The organism is Acinetobacter sp. LipI_19 (genome assembly GCF_058242925.1).
The window spans coordinates 3,806,899-3,820,225 of sequence record NZ_JBZAYK010000001.1 but is presented as its reverse complement, the minus strand read 5'-3'; the positions used below and the strand labels follow the sequence as shown (position 1 = coordinate 3,820,225).

Sequence of the window (13,327 nt, the reverse complement as noted above, 5' to 3'; positions counted from 1 at the left end):
TATGAATCTCGGTTAATTTAAACAATTATTTATACATTGTATAAAACAGTGATCAATTTGCTTCAACATTTTGTCTGAATGATATAAACCAAAATTAAAATCGGGTAACTGAGGAAGTGAGTGATTTCTAACTTTCTCTAACTCTTGTGGAATAGAAAAATCAGAACGAATCGAAATTCCAATCCCAGCACGCACAGCTGCCCAGAGAGCATTGAGGGAATTACATTCATAAGCAATATGCCAAGGCAATTTATGCTTATTGAGTGTATCAATTGCAATTTGACGTAGGATACAAGGTTGGTTTAATACAATTAATGGTATTGATTGCTGGTTTTGAAGCAATTGACCCAACTGAAAATCTGGATACTTTACCCAAAATGTTGCAATTGATTGCAGTGTTTGAAATTGATTTGATAAATGATCTTGTTGCCATATCAAGGCAAAATCAATACTATTTTTTTCAATTTTTTGAATTAAATTCGCATTACGATCTACTTGAGTATGTAATTTAACATTTGGAAATTGTTGAATAAATTGAGCAATTACAGACTGTAACAAACCATCCCCAAAATCTTCCTGTAAACCAAAATAAATTTCTCCATCACTTTGATTTTGCTGTAATTGAATAAGTATTTTATCATTGCATTCTAATATTTTTTTAGCAGATTCAAACAGCATTTCTCCTTGTTTTGTTAAGACTAAATGACGTCCTTTCTTTTGTACTAAAACAGATTGAGTTTGTTCTTCTAATTTTCTTAAATGCGCACTTACCGCGGCAGGAGAGCGATAAAGCTGACTTGCTGCAAGATTAAAATTACCAAGTTCAATGCCTATAACAAAAGAACGTAAAGCATCTAAATCAAGATTAACTGGATTTTTCATAATTCATAAATCCTGAAGTATTGATTAAAAATATTTTGATTTTTTAAATTATAAAATACCTACATAGTAAAGCAAGGACATAGTAGAGGTTCACACAATGTTTAGACCCATTGATATTTCTAATTTGGCTCAAATTTCACCCAAACTTTATGAATTGAGTAAAGACGTACTCTTTGAAGATATCTGGAAAAGAGAAGCATTAGATACTAAAACCCGTTGTGTACTGACCATTAGTGCTTTGATGACTTTAGGACGGTATAGCCAATTAAATTGGCATATTCAAAATGCTTTAAAGCTGGGAATCAGCAAAGAAGAAATTTTGGAAATGGTTACACATTTGGCTTTTTATATTGGTTTACCCAATGCTATTTCAGCATTGGAACATATGCCTGAGGAGATTTGGACATGCCCATGATTCGTATTGTAACAGCACATACTTATAGTGCAGAGCAGAAATCACAGATTTCTGATTTAACTCAATTCTGTATGGAAAATTACTTTAATACGCCTAAAAATGATCGCTTCCATTTTTTTCAACAATTAAAGTCAGAAGATATAATTATTGATGCAAATTATGGGGTGGAAAAGCAAAGGACTTCTCAATTTATTTTATTTAATATCACAGCGGGTAAACTAAGAAGCCCAGAGCAAAAAGCTGAGTTTATACATGAATTAACCAATCAGCTCAACGCAAAATTTCAGATTCCAAAGCAAGATATTATGATTGTTATTCAGTATAACCAATTAGAAGATTGGAGTTTTGGAGAAGGTGTCCGAGGTGATATTTTAATGAAAAAACTTGTGGGCCAATGATTCTTCGAATTATAGGAATAAAAAACCGAGTCATTTAACTCGGTTGGAAGCCCTTAGTTAACTTTAATCTCTACCACTTATAATTAATTTTGCCGTAATAGAATGCACCATTAAAACCAAACGGTGAGAACTGGCTGTATTGCAAACTTCCGCCTGTAGGCTTATTGATGTCATAAACATCTTTATCTGGGTAAACATTGGTAATGTTGTCCCCCCCAACAGTAAATTTCCAATCGTTTAATTGGTATGTTAGTGCTAAATCCAACAGCCATTTTGCAGAAAATTTCTGATCACTGGCAGCACCTGAGTTACTGTAAGTTTCAAAACTTCCATAACGCGTGATATTGGTATTGATACCAAAATTTCCAATTTTATAATCATTGGCTAAACTGAATTTATGTTCAGGAGTACTTCCGGCCAATAGACCATATTGTTCACGACGGTCTAAACGGGTAAGGTTGACACCCAAAGCATTTAAAATTTCAGGGTTTTTATCAACATCGGTGACTTTATTACGATTAAAATTATAAGCCAAAGATGTGGTTAACTCGCCATAAGGCAGGTTTTCCCATTGGTAATTGGCAACTAAATCTACACCACGAGTGCGAGTATTACTGGCATTATTAAAGAAACGTACCGTGCTGAAATTGGTATCGGTAATCCCTTTAGACACCAAATAAGCGCGAACAGCGGGGCTGCTGGCATTGATATTTGAAGATAAGCTAATACGGTCATCAATATCAATTTGGTAGGCATCCAAAGTCACATATAGGTTTTTAGTTGGGGTAAATACTAAGCCAAGACTATAGTTCTTTGATTTTTCAGCTTTTAAGTCTTCTGCGCCGAGCAATTGTGCAACTTGTGAAGAACTTGGAAATGTTCCAGCCTCAACAAACTGTCCATTGACCAATTGCGAAGAGGTTTGAGTGAAATATTGTTGTGCTAGACTCGGTGCGCGAAAGCCTGTAGAAACTGAGCCACGTACCGCAACTTGAGGTAAAAGCTTATAACGTAATGAAAGAGATGCATTATTGGTGTTCCCAAAGTCATCATATTTCTCATAACGATAGGCTGTAGATGCTGAAAGTTTTTGGGTAATATCTGTTTCTAAATCGAGATATCCTGCATAACTGTCACGTGTCCATTTCCCGGCATCTGCTTGGCGAAAGCCTGATAAACCTGAAGAACCACTTTTATAATAAGAGGCAGGATTGCCTGCTTTGATTTGATATTGTTGGTTTAAATATTGAGTACCAAACGCGACATTTAATGGACTTGCAAAAGCAGAGATCTCAAATTCTTTTGACAAATCAATATTATAAACAGCTTGGGTATTCTTTAACTGTCCATTATGGAATGAATTTGGTGTTGAACCTGTATCTTTGTATAGATCGACATTAATGGTTTTTGTATTTACATCATATTGGTTTAAGCCATAATTGGCTGAAACATCATAGCGCCAGTCTGCGACTTCCCCACGTAAGCCTGCAACAGCACTAAAGTCATCTAATTGACCGCGAATCAGGGGTAAATAACCATTTGGAAATAATGCAGGTACATTGTTCGAGGCATTACTCAAACGATAGAATCCAGCAGTTTCTGCATTACGATGGCTATAGGTTGAAAAGCCATATAATTCAACACTCTCACTGAGGTCAAAACCAGCATTAACAGAAGCTTTTACCTCATCAGATTTTGGATCACCAAAACGGAAGGTTCTTTGTCTGTATGTAGTAGCATTTGGATCACGAAAGTCTAAACCTGCACGATTGGTTGCTTCATTGTCCTGCCATTCACCGGAAAAAATGGCATAACCATAATTGCCCAGTTGAGTACCGCCCGAGACATAGGATTGTTTTTGTTCACCATCACCTTTGTTATAAATACCGTAGCGAATACCAGCATCACCTGTTTTAGGATCAGACTTTAAAATAATGTTGACGACCCCCGCAATTGCATCTGAACCATAGCGAGCAGATGCACCTTCTCTAAGTACTTCAATACGGCTGATGGCAGAAATTGGAATGGCATTTAAATCGGTCGGTGCTGAACCACGTCCAATGGTACCCCCAAGGTTAATAAATGCCCCAGTATGGCGACGTTTGCCATTCACTAAAACCAAAACTTGATCAGGAGAAAGCCCTTTTAGTTGCACTGGGCGAACGAGTTCTGTTCCATCGACAACGGTTGGACGAGGAAAGTTAATCGAGGGGATAATTTTAGCCAGCGCCGTACCTAACTCACTTGAACCTGTACGTTCTGTCAATTCCGCTGCACTAATCACATCAATCGGTTGTAAGGAATCTGTTTTAGAACGTTTTAGCGAACGTGTACCTGTGACAACAATGGTATCAAGTGTTTTAATTTCTTGGGTGGCTGGAATCTGTTCCGCAGCGTATGCATGTGGATACAGAAATGTAAAAACTAAGCTGGCGGTCAGGCTTAATGAATATCGTTTTGATAATGTACGCATAACTCTATTTTGTAGCTCTTTTTGTAACGGTTTGTTGTGATCATAGTGAGCTTGAGATTATTTAGAAAACAACTTTTAAAAATATAAATAGAATAAAATCTGCAAAGTGTATGGTTATTTAAAGTGTTCTCAGTTTAGAAATCTAGATTTTATCATGCGATGTTTTATGGGAAGTTTGATACACAATCTTTTGAAATTATTGATAAAGCGTATGATTTTGAATGGCTCAGTGATGAGGCGATGATATTGAATCAAGTTGATGAAATAGAGTGATGATCAACAATTTACATCAGCAAAAGCTGGGTTTGATCAATGCTATACAGACGTATAAATCCCCTGACAGAGCCCAGTTTGATCAGTTTATATTTGCTTTAATGCAAAAGGGCTACCTTAAATTGATAGCCCTTTTAACTTTATCCAATCAGCTTAGCGTGGAGGAAAGCCCGCTTCTGATAAAGCATCAACCACTTGTTGTTGTGTTGCTGTTGTTTCAACTTTAACACTGTGACTTGGTGGATCGGCAATCACCTTAGCATTTTCATCTACAGATTGAATTGCTTTGGTTACACCACGTGCACAACCACCACAGGTCATATTTTCAATATAAAATTCCATATCTCACCCTGCTCTAAGAAGACTTAAACTTAAGATAAACCTTACCATAATTGTAAGGTCAAGTTTTAATGTTTAAAGTTTCATCGCAACGCTTTTTCAAAAATAATTTACAGTATTTTTAAGTCGTCGATTGCTCAATTTTTTACGAATGCTAAATGCCAACCTCGGTGAATGGTTTATATACAGAATTTATGCTTTGATAGTAAACTCTGTATTGAAATTGTGAATGATAAGAACATGATGATGAATAAAGACCATTTATATTCAGTGATTTACCAAGATATCCAAGATGCTTTCGCTGAAATTCAGCAGCTTACACAAGATCAGCATTTATGTGCTATTGGTTTGGGAATGGTTGAGGATTTCTGTGGTTTCTTTTATGTAGGATGCACATTAGAACAATTAAAAACCTTTGAAGACGTCTATGAAGCATGGTGGATTTCAGAATGGAGTTGTTCAAGTACTGCCAATAATCGTGTTCACAATGCAATCACGGCTTTGTATCAGGATTTGGGAGAGGATTATACAAATGAGCAATATAGCGAATTACAAGCGCAGTATCAAAAGACCATTATTCAAGCATTACAAGATTTAAGAATACAAGGAAAATTAAAAAACCAACAGGGTGAAGAAATTATTGTCATTATTCAATATGCAGACTCATCCGATGAAGATTTTGAGGACACCAGCTTCCCACAAATTAATCCTGAGTTTTTGGTACCTTTATTTGAAAACCGCTTTCAGAAAAAAGATGGTGAAAATTTATATGATTATCTATTAGAAAAATCAGCATTTTAAAATAAGAAACCGAGCTAAAAAGCTCGGTTTTTGAAGAATCAGTATCTAAAATTAGATATCTGAAAGATCTACACCAATGCGTGTAGCCACTTCTTCATAAGCTTCAACAACACCACCTAAACCTTGACGGAAACGGTCTTTGTCGAGTTTTTTCTTGGTGTCTTTATCCCATAGACGGCAACCATCTGGAGAGAATTCGTCACCCAATACGATACGATCATGGAACACGCCAAATTCAAGTTTAAAATCAACAAGAAGCATGTTGCCTTGAGCGAATAAATCTTTAAGCACAACATTGACTTTTTGAGTCAATTCTTTCATTTGCGCCAATTGTTCAGCATTTGCCCAACCCAATGCAATTGCTTGAGATTCGTTCACCATAGGATCGCCTAAAGCGTCATCTTTGAAGAACAATTCAAACGTTGGTGGAACAAGTTCTAAACCTTCTTCAACACCCAAACGGCGACATAGTGAACCTGCTGCATAGTTACGCATTACACATTCAACAGGGATCATTTGCAATTTTTTCACTAAAACTTCAGTTGGAGAAAGAAGTTTTTCGAAGTGTGTTTCAATACCAGCTGCAGCCAGTTTTTCCATGATAAAGGCATTAAAACGGTTGTTCACCTTACCTTTACGGTCTAGTTGCTCTATTTTTTCGCCATTAAATGCAGAAGCATCGTCACGGAAAACTAGAATTAGATGATCCGCGCTATCTGTTTCATAAACAGATTTCGCTTTACCAGTATAGAGCAAGGTTTGTTTTAACATGGGGGAACCTTTTGCAAAAAAAAATTGCCTAGAACGACTAGGCTGGCCAGTTTTGGTAAATCTGGGTTAATAGTTCTGCAGCTTTTTCTTTGTCTGCAAAGCTATTATCGGCGTTAAACACAGCAAGTGTGTTACTTGAACCTACGGAGGTAAGCTTCAATACATAGGTTGAATTATCGATTTTAACAGTTGCCTCATTGGCATTTTTGCTTTGGCCGATAACCTTATGATTTAAGCTACTGAGGGTCGCAAGTGCGTACTGCCAAATTGTAGCAGAATTTCCATCAATTTTGATCAGTGGATTGCCATTTCCATCAGTTAAAATTTGAGGACGACCAACACTTTCAGCTGATGCAGAAACTTCATCAGCAGGTGCACTGATTTGAGCAACATCTGGACGAGGAACTTCGTAACGATTGCCTCGTTTATTTTCAAATTTTGGTGCATGCTGAAGAGCAAGTGGGTCAACAATAGGAGCTGGATACATTGGCGTTGCAGGTCTAACTGTCGAACCTTCAGGGTAGCTAAGTGGCTCTACGGTGGTCGTGTTTTTATAATCTAAAGAACCATTGTTGATTCCAAGGGAACTACAACCCGCCAAGCTTAAAGCTGAAATGGCAAGAGTTAAACCTAAACGTAATTGCATAATACTAAGCTCTTATTAAATGAGACCCACTGCTTTGAGTTCTTCACGCAGTGGTGCACGGTATTGTTCTGCTAGGGGAGTTAATGGTAAGCGAATGCCAGTACCAATTAATTCCATTTCATGAAGTGCCCATTTCACTGGAATTGGGTTCGATTCGCAAAATAGAATATTGTTTAATTTTGCAACTTGGTCATCTTTGCTTTTCGCTGTTGTAGTATCACCTGCAATTGCAGCGGCACAAAGTTCACTCATGATTTTTGGTGCAATATTTGCTGTTACTGAAATATTGCCGTGGGCGCCTAACTGAATCAATTCACTCGCAGTCGCATCATCACCTGAATACACCACCATGTTTTTGCCTTTTAAGCCATCAATCAGCTCTTTACCACGAGGAACATCGCCAGTCGCATCTTTAATTCCTACGATTTGAGGAATATCTGCTAAACGAATTGCGGTGTCGTTGTGCAGATCTACACCAGTACGGCCAGGCACGTTGTACAGAATGATAGGTAAATCAACAGCTTCAGCAACTGCCTTATAGTGTTGAAATAAACCTTCTTGCGTTGGTTTGTTATAATAAGGGGTGACTAAAAGTGCGGCATCTGCGCCGAGTTGTTTGGCTTCTTTGGTGAGTTCAATCGCTTCGTGTGTCGAGTTTGCACCAGTACCGGCAATAATTGGAATACGTTTATTGGCAACACGGATAATTTCTTTAATTACTTCTGTGTGTTCTGCCATGCTAAGAGTAGATGCTTCGCCAGTTGTTCCGACAGCAACAATACTATTAGTGCCTTGTTCTATGTGCCACTCAACGAGCTTCTCGAGACCCTTCCAATCTACGCTGCCATCTTCAAACATAGGGGTGACGATTGCGACAATTGAGCCTTGAATGGTCTGTGCTTGCTGAGTCATTTTAAAAAAATATCCTATTTTTCCATCCACATGCGTTTGAGTAAACATGGATTGGGATGGTTGCAGTATTTTGATTTGAGCGAGAAACAATCATCTTAAAGATTGCCTAATGCTTACGCAAATTATGACTGATTCAGCGTGTCAGAACAATATGCTTTAGTCAAAGCTTGGAAATTCTTTAACAAAAGCAACAAATCACTCACATTTCCAAGCAATTTTTTTAATTTTCATTTTTTTATCCAAATTGAACAGCGTGCAGTTTTAATTCAAATACAGGGTGAAATCCATCCGCGCTAGAAAATAAGTTTCTATTGGGTGGCTGAGCCTCGCCGTTTAGAATCTAGCTAACCGTTCTAGATGATTTCACGATTGATTTTGATAAGACGCTCGCAAAAGTATGCTTTTTTATTGTATGTTGAGTCATCGAATATTTAAATTTTTACGATTAAAATAATAGTCATTGGGCCAATATAAGGGTAGGGAAATGTTGCAATCTGAGCGTAGCGCCTTGATCGTTGTTGATGTACAAAATGGTTTCACTTCAGGGGGAAATTTAGAAGTTGCCTATGCTGAGCAAATCATTCCAACCATTAATCAATTGGCACTACATTTTGACAATATCGTACTGACCCAAGATTGGCATCCTGAAAACCATATTTCATTTGTTGAGAATCATCCCAACCGTAAAGCTTATGACCTGATCAGCTTAGATTACGGCCCGCAAGTATTGTGGCCATCCCATTGCGTACAAGGGACCCAAGATGCTGAATTCCATCCTGATCTAAACATACCAACTGCTCAACTGATCATTCGTAAAGGTTTTCGTTCCCAAATTGACAGTTATTCAGCCTTTATGGAAGCCGATCATAAAACCACTACAGGCTTGGCGGGCTATCTTAAAGAGCGCGGTATAGATACAGTGTATATTGTGGGGATTGCGACAGACTTCTGTGTCGCATGGACGGCCATGGATGCCGCCAAGTTAGGTTTTAAAGCCTTTGTGATTTCGGACGCTACCAAAGCAATTGATTTACATGGTTCTTTACAACATGCATGGCAAGAAATGCTGGCTGTGGGTGTAAAACGCCTGATCTCAAAAGAGATTCTCAACACAGCATAAGCATCAAGACTTGCATCATTTGAGAAATATTACTGCTTTAAAACATCTTGCTTTAAGATAAGCCGAAATCCTCAATCTGCTTGGGTAGGGACAATGTCAGCAATTTTACGTTTTAGTCAGTTTGTACAAAAAACTTTTGCCTTGTGGGTTGTGGTGTTTGCCTTTATTGCATTATGTTTTCCAGCAGCATTTGTCTGGATGAAAGCATATATTCCCTGGGTTTTAGGGATTATCATGCTGGGAATGGGCATGACCATGACCGTAGATGAGTTTAAGAATGTCTTGTCAAATCCCAAAGCGGTTGTGATTGGTGTCGTTGCACATTTTGTGGTGATGCCCAGTGTGGCATTCTTGCTCTGTAAAGTTTTTAATTTACCACCCGAAATTGCGGTAGGAGTAATCCTTGTCGGCTGTTGCCCTGGAGGGACAGCATCCAATGTCATCACCTATATGGCCAAAGGAAATACAGCTCTATCCGTCACATGTACATCTGTTTCAACGTTTTTAGCGCCTATTTTGACACCTGCGATATTCTATGTTTTAGCCAGCCAGTGGATTCCGATTGATGCGGGTTCAATGTTCATCGATATTCTTAAAGTGGTGATTTTTCCAATTATTTTGGGCGTGATTTTAAGAAGCCTATTTAAACAAAAGACCGAGCAATATATTCAAGTGATGCCTCTAATATCTGTAGTCGCCATTGTGGTGATCGTGGCGGCAATTATTGCAGCCAGTAAGGCTTCAATTTTACAATCGGGTTTACTGATTTTGGGTGTGGTGATTTTACATAATGGTTTAGGCTTTTTATTAGGCTATTGGGCAAGTCGCCTATTCAACTTATCTTATCCTGACTCTAAAGCTGTTGCGATTGAAGTGGGGATGCAAAATTCTGGCTTAGGTGTGACCTTAGCGGCAATACATTTTGCTGCATCTCCAATAACCGCAGTACCAAGTGCTATTTTTAGTTTATGGCATAATATTTCTGGACCTATTTTAGCCACGTATTGGGCAGCAAAAGCAGATAAAATGGCTGAAAATAAACAATAATACTATTTTAAAATTTACGTTTCATTTAGAGAGCTTTGGCTCTCTTTTTATTTATACTGACTTATTCTTGCGCTAACTGCTTTAAAAACTCATCTTCAGTGAGTACGCTAAAGCCATGTTGTTCGAGTAGAGCTGCAGTAACCCCTTTGCCTGATATTTTATGCCCTGAAAATGATCCATCATAAATCATCTGTGAACCACAAGAAGGACTGTTGGCTTTTAAAATAATATGTGTCACTTGATGGTATTGGGCGAGTTTTAGGGTTTTTTCTGCACCTAGAATAAATTCAGCTGAAACATCATCACCATTGGCATCTTTTACTTTGGCTTGCCCCTTTAAAACTTGATAACCATCACCACCTACGATTTCTGCAGGTTGCCGAGGTGTACTTAAGCCGCCTGAAACTTCAGGACAAATCACTACGGCTTGTTGCTTGTCTAACAGTTGTTTAAGCTTGTGTTGTAGGCAGTTCTTGGCATCGTAGCGAACATTTTCACCCACAAGACATGCACTAATCAGGTATTTTTTCATTATCTTGAGGTTAATTCGAGGTGCATTAAATCCATACCAATATCATATAAATCTGTTTTAAAGTCGATGCTTAATTTCTCTGTAAAAGCAAAATTTTGATAGAATTTTTTTGCACGGGTGTTGGTTGTTAATACTTCCAAAAATACAGAAGCTTGTTGATATTCACGTGCAATATCAATCGCATTTTGCATAAGCGAAGATGCAAAATTTTTCCCAACCGCCTCTTTAAGCAAGTAAATTTTCTGTAATTCTGCACCAGTAATATCTAAATGTGGTTCATATTGGTTGAGATTTAACTTGGCATATCCAATAATTTGCGCTTGTTCATTTTCCAGCAATAGCCAAACTTGATCAGGATCTCGCAGAGATTCGGACAAATTTTCTAAACTAAAATTTTGATTGAGAAAATTTTGTAGGCCTTGTTCTGACCAAAGATCAGCAAAATGTTGGTGATATGTGGTGCAGGCAAGCTGATTGAGTTGCTTGAGATGGATTGGTGTGGCTGGATAAATTTTCATTATATTTTGTCATCAAATGACGCTTTGCTATACCTTGAATTTGTATTCAATCATGGATGAATTTCATGGGATAATCAATCCGAAATAGGGAAAATGAATCTTGTTATGAGTGTGTATGTCGATCGCGCAAAAGTTCCGTTTAAAGGCCAAGAATGGTGTCATTTGATGGCAGATACACTGGAGGAATTACATCACTTTGCGCAAATGCTGGAAATCGATGCCCGTTTATTTCATCGCTCGGCCTCTTATCCGCATTATGATATTACCCTGCAAATGCGGGTAATGGCGATTGCTTATGGCGCAATTGATGCCGATCGAAAAACCATTATTGCTTGTGGAAAGAAACTGAAGTTACAACTCAATCAATCTTTATGAAGTGTTGATAGGCTGAATGAATATATTTATTAAATTCAATTTTTTATGTTTTTAGTATGCCTGTTTCGTACTTAGATGTTTTTGATTCGTGTTTTAAACATTAGAAATAAAGAGTTGGTTTTTTATTTAAGCTTGATAAAACCGCATCTCCAGAAAAATACTTTATCGCGATTAAGTCTTGTCCTTATGAGAAGCACAAGAGTAGAATCTTTTATGATGAAAAATTATGAACAACGATTGTGATTAATATATGACTTTTAAAGACGGCTCAACAGAAATATCGCAAGACGAGATTATTATTCTGGCTGAAACTTTTCGACTTTTAGGAGATGCTTCACGTCTCAGAATTCTTTTATTCTGTATGCGTGGACCTAGTCCAGTTGGCGATATCTGCGAAGCACTCGATTTGTCGCAATCTTTGGTTAGTCATCATTTACGTTTATTACGTTCAGCACGCTTGGTGAAAAGTGAACGTCAGGCCAAACAAGTCTTATATGAAATCGCTGATACGCATGTCAGTCATGTTCTGTCTGATATGGCAAAACATATTGCAGAAGAGCAGTGCGGTTAAATTTTCTATTTTTCAAATCGATTTTAAAACTAAAGTGAATTTCAAAATGTGAATGCCACAAAGCAACAATCAATGACCTTGTGGCGATTTGTGCTTGATCCATATTAATCTTAATGATTATGTCCAGCATGAGGATCAATTTTTGTCGGTTTTTCAAGGCTACAGGTACTATCACCTTGCCAATCAATCGCGACAGTTGGATGTTCAATATCAAATTTGGTTTTTAATTCATGCTCAATTTGTTCGGTGAGTGTCTTGATATCAACATCTGCTTCAGGTTGGACATGTAATGTTGCCATTGCTCTTCCTGAAGTGATCATCCATACATGAATATGGCTAATTTTCTGAATGCCTTGAACGGATTTTAATAAGTGAGTGGTGATATCTGCGGTATTGGCATTGGCAGGCGCACCTTCTAATAAAATATGAATGGTTTGTTTAAACAAAGACCATGCACTGCGCAATACAAGTAATGATACAAGCACAGACAAAATCGGATCAATCGGTGTCCAACCTGAATACCAGATGACGATTGCAGCAATAATTGCAGCAACAGAACCCAATAAGTCACCCATCACATGCAGAATCGCACCTTTGATATTTACATGATCCGTATCATCTCGTGTGAGATACCATAAAACAAAGATATTCACCAACATACCAACAATTGCGACGATAAACATCGGTCCCGCAAGAACGGGTTGTGGTGATTGAAAGCGTACTATCGCTTCATAGATGATCCATCCAACAATCCCAAACAATGTTAGAGAATTGATCAGACCTGCAATCACTTCAAAGCGCATATAGCCGAAAGTCCGTGATTTATCCGCAGTACGACGACCAAAGCGGAACGCTACATATGCTAATCCTAATGCCAATGCATCCGTCATCATATGGCCTGCATCAGCTAACAGTGCCAGTGAACCAGATATGATTCCCCCTGCAGCTTCAACAAGCATAAAACTGAAAATAATGAAGAAGGAAATCAGAATTTTTCTTTCATTTCCTGTAGTTGCTTCAGGTACATGCGTGTGGTTGTGATCACTATGGCTATTATGGGGATGATTGTGATTGTGTCCCATAAGGACCTCTGGATTGGATTATTTACATATGAATATATGTTCATATGTTTGTTTTGTCAAATAGCTTCATGTTAATTTTTTACAGTAATATGAATCAAAAAATTTTAAAATTTGATGTCACTAGGTGTTTAAGTTTAATAAAACACAATAAAGTTTTTAAAATGAACTGATT

The 13,327-nt window shown here is 37.7% G+C and carries 16 protein-coding genes; 7 read left to right on the top strand and 9 right to left on the bottom strand.

Annotation, left to right across the window (positions count from 1 at the left end; all coding sequences use genetic code 11):
* Window positions 1-12: 12 nt before the first annotated feature.
* Window positions 13-882, bottom strand: a complete 870-nt coding sequence (locus AC4CVF_RS18405; RefSeq protein WP_490789808.1) for a LysR substrate-binding domain-containing protein — start codon at window positions 880-882, stop codon at window positions 13-15.
* A 97-nt stretch (window positions 883-979) separates the two neighbouring features.
* Here AC4CVF_RS18405 and AC4CVF_RS18400 point away from each other — a divergent pair, with 97 nt between their 5' ends.
* Window positions 980-1,297: a carboxymuconolactone decarboxylase family protein gene (locus tag AC4CVF_RS18400; protein WP_336952540.1), complete on the top strand. Its 318-nt coding sequence runs from the start codon at window positions 980-982 to the stop codon at window positions 1,295-1,297.
* Window positions 1,288-1,695 (top strand): tautomerase family protein, encoded by a 408-nt coding sequence (locus AC4CVF_RS18395; protein ID WP_419819774.1) that lies wholly within the window; start codon window positions 1,288-1,290, stop codon window positions 1,693-1,695. Before AC4CVF_RS18400 ends, AC4CVF_RS18395 begins: the two co-directional genes overlap by 10 nt.
* Before the next feature lie 70 nt (window positions 1,696-1,765).
* On the opposite strand, the gene AC4CVF_RS18390 is transcribed toward AC4CVF_RS18395, so the two are convergent.
* Window positions 1,766-4,168 carry a TonB-dependent receptor plug domain-containing protein gene (locus tag AC4CVF_RS18390; protein ID WP_490789807.1) on the bottom strand — a complete coding sequence of 801 codons (2,403 nt, stop codon included), beginning with the start codon at window positions 4,166-4,168 and terminating at the stop codon, window positions 1,766-1,768.
* A gap of 426 nt (window positions 4,169-4,594) precedes the next feature.
* Window positions 4,595-4,783 carry a heavy-metal-associated domain-containing protein gene (locus tag AC4CVF_RS18385; protein ID WP_004818287.1) on the bottom strand — a complete coding sequence of 63 codons (189 nt, stop codon included), beginning with the start codon at window positions 4,781-4,783 and terminating at the stop codon, window positions 4,595-4,597.
* Window positions 4,784-5,020: 237 nt separating this feature from the next.
* Here AC4CVF_RS18385 and AC4CVF_RS18380 point away from each other — a divergent pair, with 237 nt between their 5' ends.
* Entirely contained in the window at window positions 5,021-5,581 is a 561-nt protein-coding gene (locus AC4CVF_RS18380; protein WP_490789806.1) for a DUF4303 domain-containing protein, read from the top strand.
* A gap of 51 nt (window positions 5,582-5,632) precedes the next feature.
* Here the strand turns inward: AC4CVF_RS18380 and purC are convergent, their stop codons facing one another.
* The 3 genes from purC to dapA are packed head-to-tail and all read right to left on the bottom strand — an operon-like array spanning window position 5,633 to window position 7,910.
* Window positions 5,633-6,352 (bottom strand): phosphoribosylaminoimidazolesuccinocarboxamide synthase, encoded by a 720-nt coding sequence (purC, locus tag AC4CVF_RS18375; RefSeq protein ID WP_004818291.1) that lies wholly within the window; start codon window positions 6,350-6,352, stop codon window positions 5,633-5,635.
* 37 nt (window positions 6,353-6,389) lie between these two features.
* Entirely contained in the window at window positions 6,390-6,998 is a 609-nt protein-coding gene (locus AC4CVF_RS18370) for a lipoprotein-34 precursor (NlpB) (protein ID WP_336952534.1), read from the bottom strand.
* Between the two features lie 15 nt (window positions 6,999-7,013).
* Window positions 7,014-7,910 (bottom strand): 4-hydroxy-tetrahydrodipicolinate synthase, encoded by an 897-nt coding sequence (gene dapA, locus AC4CVF_RS18365; protein WP_336952533.1) that lies wholly within the window; start codon window positions 7,908-7,910, stop codon window positions 7,014-7,016.
* Window positions 7,911-8,394: 484 nt separating this feature from the next.
* Here dapA and pncA point away from each other — a divergent pair, with 484 nt between their 5' ends.
* A complete protein-coding gene (gene pncA / locus AC4CVF_RS18360) occupies window positions 8,395-9,030 on the top strand; it encodes a bifunctional nicotinamidase/pyrazinamidase (protein WP_490789805.1) in 636 nt (211 codons plus the stop codon).
* Window positions 9,031-9,123: 93 nt separating this feature from the next.
* A complete protein-coding gene (locus tag AC4CVF_RS18355; protein ID WP_336952530.1) occupies window positions 9,124-10,077 on the top strand; it encodes a bile acid:sodium symporter family protein in 954 nt (317 codons plus the stop codon).
* Between the two features lie 61 nt (window positions 10,078-10,138).
* Here AC4CVF_RS18355 and AC4CVF_RS18350 read toward each other — a convergent pair whose 3' ends face one another.
* Window positions 10,139-10,609 (bottom strand): 2-thiouracil desulfurase family protein, encoded by a 471-nt coding sequence (locus AC4CVF_RS18350; protein WP_336952529.1) that lies wholly within the window; start codon window positions 10,607-10,609, stop codon window positions 10,139-10,141.
* The gene (locus AC4CVF_RS18345) at window positions 10,609-11,127 is read right to left on the bottom strand and encodes a GNAT family N-acetyltransferase (protein WP_490789804.1); all 519 of its coding nucleotides are present in this window, start codon (window positions 11,125-11,127) and stop codon (window positions 10,609-10,611) included. The genes AC4CVF_RS18350 and AC4CVF_RS18345 overlap by 1 nt, the downstream gene beginning before the upstream one ends.
* A 105-nt stretch (window positions 11,128-11,232) precedes the next feature.
* Between AC4CVF_RS18345 and AC4CVF_RS18340 the strand changes: the two genes are divergently transcribed.
* The gene (locus AC4CVF_RS18340; RefSeq protein WP_004718783.1) at window positions 11,233-11,502 is read left to right on the top strand and encodes a DUF4031 domain-containing protein; all 270 of its coding nucleotides are present in this window, start codon (window positions 11,233-11,235) and stop codon (window positions 11,500-11,502) included.
* A 250-nt stretch (window positions 11,503-11,752) separates the two neighbouring features.
* Window positions 11,753-12,073 (top strand): ArsR/SmtB family transcription factor, encoded by a 321-nt coding sequence (locus AC4CVF_RS18335; RefSeq protein WP_004718782.1) that lies wholly within the window; start codon window positions 11,753-11,755, stop codon window positions 12,071-12,073.
* 110 nt (window positions 12,074-12,183) lie between these two features.
* On the opposite strand, the gene AC4CVF_RS18330 is transcribed toward AC4CVF_RS18335, so the two are convergent.
* The gene (locus AC4CVF_RS18330; protein ID WP_483770465.1) at window positions 12,184-13,155 is read right to left on the bottom strand and encodes a cation diffusion facilitator family transporter; all 972 of its coding nucleotides are present in this window, start codon (window positions 13,153-13,155) and stop codon (window positions 12,184-12,186) included.
* Window positions 13,156-13,327: the final 172 nt, after the last annotated feature.

Bases quoted from the DNA above. Each gene is read 5' to 3' on its own strand.
- AC4CVF_RS18330 (WP_483770465.1), bottom strand. From the start codon at position 13,155: ATGGGACACAATCACAATCATCCCCATAATAGCCATAGTGATCACAAC.
- pncA (WP_490789805.1), top strand. From the start codon at position 8,395: ATGTTGCAATCTGAGCGTAGCGCCTTGATCGTTGTTGATGTACAAAAT.
- AC4CVF_RS18395 (WP_419819774.1), top strand. From the start codon at position 1,288: ATGCCCATGATTCGTATTGTAACAGCACATACTTATAGTGCAGAGCAG.
- AC4CVF_RS18345 (WP_490789804.1), bottom strand. From the start codon at position 11,127: ATGAAAATTTATCCAGCCACACCAATCCATCTCAAGCAACTCAATCAG.
- AC4CVF_RS18355 (WP_336952530.1), top strand. From the start codon at position 9,124: ATGTCAGCAATTTTACGTTTTAGTCAGTTTGTACAAAAAACTTTTGCC.
- AC4CVF_RS18350 (WP_336952529.1), bottom strand. From the start codon at position 10,609: ATGAAAAAATACCTGATTAGTGCATGTCTTGTGGGTGAAAATGTTCGC.
- dapA (WP_336952533.1), bottom strand. From the start codon at position 7,910: ATGACTCAGCAAGCACAGACCATTCAAGGCTCAATTGTCGCAATCGTC.
- purC (WP_004818291.1), bottom strand. From the start codon at position 6,352: ATGTTAAAACAAACCTTGCTCTATACTGGTAAAGCGAAATCTGTTTAT.
- AC4CVF_RS18385 (WP_004818287.1), bottom strand. From the start codon at position 4,783: ATGGAATTTTATATTGAAAATATGACCTGTGGTGGTTGTGCACGTGGT.
- AC4CVF_RS18390 (WP_490789807.1), bottom strand. From the start codon at position 4,168: ATGCGTACATTATCAAAACGATATTCATTAAGCCTGACCGCCAGCTTA.
- AC4CVF_RS18400 (WP_336952540.1), top strand. From the start codon at position 980: ATGTTTAGACCCATTGATATTTCTAATTTGGCTCAAATTTCACCCAAA.
- AC4CVF_RS18370 (WP_336952534.1), bottom strand. From the start codon at position 6,998: ATGCAATTACGTTTAGGTTTAACTCTTGCCATTTCAGCTTTAAGCTTG.
- AC4CVF_RS18380 (WP_490789806.1), top strand. From the start codon at position 5,021: ATGATGATGAATAAAGACCATTTATATTCAGTGATTTACCAAGATATC.
- AC4CVF_RS18405 (WP_490789808.1), bottom strand. From the start codon at position 882: ATGAAAAATCCAGTTAATCTTGATTTAGATGCTTTACGTTCTTTTGTT.
- AC4CVF_RS18340 (WP_004718783.1), top strand. From the start codon at position 11,233: ATGAGTGTGTATGTCGATCGCGCAAAAGTTCCGTTTAAAGGCCAAGAA.
- AC4CVF_RS18335 (WP_004718782.1), top strand. From the start codon at position 11,753: ATGACTTTTAAAGACGGCTCAACAGAAATATCGCAAGACGAGATTATT.